Consider the following 4,051-nt stretch of genomic DNA (forward strand, 5'->3'; position numbering starts at 1 on the left):
TCTTTAGATTGCTTTCTTGATTTTTCTAATCGTTCAAGAAATTCTTTTTCTGATAGTTGTTTAAGCCTATTTGGTTTCATATATATCATCCTTATCTAAAAATACAAAAGGCGAGTATCTTACCCGCCAATGTGTGGACCCGGGTCTTTCGACCAGCCCAAATTACTAAATAAAGTGTATCAAAAGTCAAATAAATCATCAACCGTTAATAAAGTTGCTTGATCTTTCTTTGCCTGTTCGATTACAGATTTTGTATAACCAGATTTACTGATGAACCATAATTGTTTTTCTTCTATATTTGGAAAAGCTTTTGTAGCTGTCATTAAATCTTCATATTCATCATAAGGCATTGGTTGAGAAGTGAATTTGCATTCTATAAAGATGGCTTTTGTGCCTGTACGATCAATAGCTAGTAAATCAACATCATCCTGTGCCTTAATTGCAGGATTTGCACCCCACCATTTTCCTAAATGATAGGGAATAAATGGAAGTTTTCTTTGTTTAGCTAGTCGAATGATGTATTCTTTACAAATATCTTCAAAAGCATCACCCATCAGATTACTGATATCTTTCATAATTTCTTTGGAAGCATCTTTAGCTCCAAGCATTGCATAATAGGAATTATTTGTGAATTCATATCTAAACCAGAATTTAAAGAAATTGTCTTTAATAACATATATTGTTTTTTTACTTGTTTCAGGTTCTCCACACGGAATTCTTTTTTCAATCAATCGAAGTGTTTGTAAAGTAATCAGATACTTAGCAACTTTTGTACGATCTTCATGAATGAAGTTGGCAATATCAATGATTTTATTTCTGCCATTGGCAATAGCTGACAAAATACTGCTATAAACATTTGTTTCTCTTAATTCTGCCTTTAAAAGATTATCTGGTTCTTCATGTAGATACGCACCATTACGAATGATTTTCTCAGCAATATTTCTTTCTATGGAAAGTTTGGAATCAAATGCTTCCAAATATCTTGGAATCCCACCAAGAATACCATAAGCCAATAATTTATCTTCATTGCTGTAATTTGGAAAAAATGCACTACTCTCTAAATAATCAAAAGGCTTAATTTCTAAAGAAGAAGTTTGCCTGTCGTGCAATGGGCTTTTTCTGCCCATAACATCACTTTCCATAATACTTACAGAAGATCCACAAAGAATTAGGAAAATATTTTTATTTTTCCAATTATGATCAATTGTATGTTGCAAAATTGATTTTATAGAAGGATTTTCTTCAATGATATATGGAAATTCATCAATAATAACGGCAGTTCTTTGTTCAACTTTTGCACCAATATAATTCAATGCATCTTCCCAGCTTTGAAAGGAAGCAATAAAATTTTTATCAAAATGATATTGAATCATTTTAGAAAAATCTTCCAAGTTTAGTGCGTCATTTTTCTCACGAGCAGGGAAGAATATAGAATTCGTGTTTTCAGCAAATTCCTGAAGAATGGTCGTTTTGCCAACACGTCTACGACCATACATCACTAAAAATTCAAATCTATTACTATCATACAATTCTTTTAGATGATTCATTTCTTCTTTTCTACCATACATGATTGATTCCCTCCTAACTGGTTATTTGTATACTTATAAGTAGTATACTTTAAAGTATACAAAAATTCAATTATATATGATTCGCCTTATCAATTAATTCATCGTTTACATCTTTGTAAGAAGTTGGATGCTCATCTATACATTGATATTTTGAATTCAGAATAGAAATGATTTTTGCTGTTGCACCAATACCAACTTCATCATTATCTAGATGGAAGATAATTGTTTTGATATTTGGATTTCTTTCTAAATACGCTTTTAGTGCAATAGGAATATCGGCTTCTGATTTAGCAGCTATCTTATCACTGGCTCCGGCAAGAGACAGATAATTAAATTCGGTATAATCTATTTCATTCATTTTTAAAAGTGTCATGTAGGACAATAAATCAATAGCTGCTTCAAACACATGGAGTTCACTACTATTTGCATTTGTGTAATTGAAACTAAATGCCTTATTACTTCCAGCATGATCCAATTTGAAATTTTTAAAGATGCTTCGCTTAAACGCATACGCTGGTTTATCTTTATCATATCCAACAAACACTGTATTCTTGAAGTTAGCAGATTGATAAATCAGTCCTTTGGATATGAAATCTTCTACAATTCCTTTATCAATTTTTCGTACTTCACATAAATAATGAATCACTAAATCATTGTTTTTATCTTTGACAGGTAATTCAAATGGCTTTGTTGGTTTTGGATGATAATAAGTCGTAACTGGTGCACTAACATTCATTAATTCGGATAGATAATTGCAAGCTTCTTTGAATTCGTATCCTTCCACAATAATTAAATAATCTAGTGCAGAAGTTCCGCCTTTACCTTGTGACCACCAATACCATTTTCCATTGGAAAAATGTAAGGAATTATGATCTCGATGATAATAATCAGTTCTTCCATTTTTTACTAACAGGTCTGGAGCATAATTCTTTAAATAATCAAAAGCCGATAGGGTTCTTACTTTTTCTAGAACATCTTTTCGTATAAATCGTTTGTTCATCTTTCCAACTCCTTACTTTTTGGCGCCATCTTTGTGATTCCATTTTCCTTACAAAATTTACGTACGCCATTTGGATTTTCTTTTGCAAATAATTCAAATTCATCCGTATAAATCGTTTCTACTTTATATTTCTGTTCCTGGATATTGTGAATCCATTGATTCATAAATCGATTGAGTTCATTAGCACGAAATGGATCACCATCCACTCGTTCATAAAATTGAAGATTATCCTGCTGATAAGACTGTGGATAGAGCAGTCTGTTTTCTTTATCCACTGTAAATTCAATATCTGGATCAGCCATTAAATCACCATTTAATTCATAGTTATGAGCCATAACCAATCGATCATCTTCAATGATTTCAACATTCAGATCCATAAATCCTGGTGTTGTATATTTGATGTAATAAGCATCTTTGGTCAGTAACGGTTGTGCAATTTGTTCAAATAATTCATAGTTTCTATGTTCAATAGAATTTTCAATAAACCAGGTCTTACTTAAATCAAAATTGGGATTGGTGAATGCTTCAAAACATACTGTCCGAAGGGTTTGATAATAGTCGTGATTGTTTCCAAACAAAAAAGCCTGATCAGAATATGCAGGCTTACTGTTAATCACGTCATAGATTTGTTGATCCACCATTTCATGGATATCCGAAGTGGATACATTTGGATCATCTAGTGCTTCTTTATATTGTTCCATCAAAGAAGAAACCTGAATCACAATATCATGATTCATTTGTTCCATTTCTAATGGTGTTATATATTTGTTTTTGATTTCTATCATATGCAGTTTCTCCTTGAATACAGGTTCTAATTGTTCAATCATTTCATGAGCATTACTTTGAATATTGGTTAAAATAGATTTCAATTCATCAAAATCTTTTTCAGCATAGCTGGCAATATAGCCAAATGAATATTCAGAAGTATCTAATCCAAAATGATCACATAACACAAACGCTAACGATTCGGCTTCAATTTCTCGCTGGCTTTGATTTTTATCTGTTTGTTTATGAAGCAGGCTATGAGCATACTCATGTATTAATGTTTTGGCAATTTGTAAATCTTCTAAATCTTTATTGATTACAATCTTATCTTCTTTTCGTGAATAATATCCTTTAGCTCCAGTCATAAAATTCAAATCTTCAGTTTCTGTTTTAAATTCAATAGGAATTGTACATACAGATTGAATCGTTTGAATCATGGCTTTGATTTCATTACTTGATCCTGTTAAATCATGAATCAGAGAGGGTAGAGGATCTCCAGAAGTTTGCGATATATCAAATACAGTTGTTGTTTTAAATCGTGTCACATTGACTTGTCGTTGTTCTTGAATGGGTGAACCGGATTCATCTAATTCAATGTTTCCATTTTCATCTACTTTATTCATCAATCGATCTTCTTTATGTGTTACAGGAGCAAGGATCATCAATCCTTTTTCACCTTTATCCACATGACGATTAAAGTTTGTTTGCCAAGCACGAT

At 31.7% G+C, this 4,051-nt stretch carries 3 protein-coding genes; all 3 read right to left on the minus strand.

The window, feature by feature from the left end; all coding sequences use genetic code 11:
- Nucleotides 1–179: 179 nt before the first annotated feature.
- Nucleotides 180–1,568 carry an ATP-binding protein gene (locus ACI32A_RS00740; protein ID WP_117572558.1) on the minus strand — a complete coding sequence of 463 codons (1,389 nt, stop codon included), beginning with the start codon at nt 1,566–1,568 and terminating at the stop codon, nt 180–182.
- A gap of 70 nt (nt 1,569–1,638) precedes the next feature.
- Nucleotides 1,639–2,568 (minus strand): DUF3991 domain-containing protein, encoded by a 930-nt coding sequence (locus tag ACI32A_RS00745; RefSeq protein ID WP_439753108.1) that lies wholly within the window; start codon nt 2,566–2,568, stop codon nt 1,639–1,641.
- Nucleotides 2,565–4,051 (minus strand): DUF6908 domain-containing protein (locus tag ACI32A_RS00750; RefSeq protein WP_439753109.1); only part of this gene is annotated, 1,487 nt, incomplete at its 5' end. The genes ACI32A_RS00750 and ACI32A_RS00745, both read right to left, overlap by 4 nt.

Origin of the sequence: Floccifex sp., assembly GCF_051873555.1 — a bacterium.
Taxonomy (GTDB): domain Bacteria; phylum Bacillota_I; class Bacilli_A; order Erysipelotrichales; family Erysipelotrichaceae; genus Floccifex.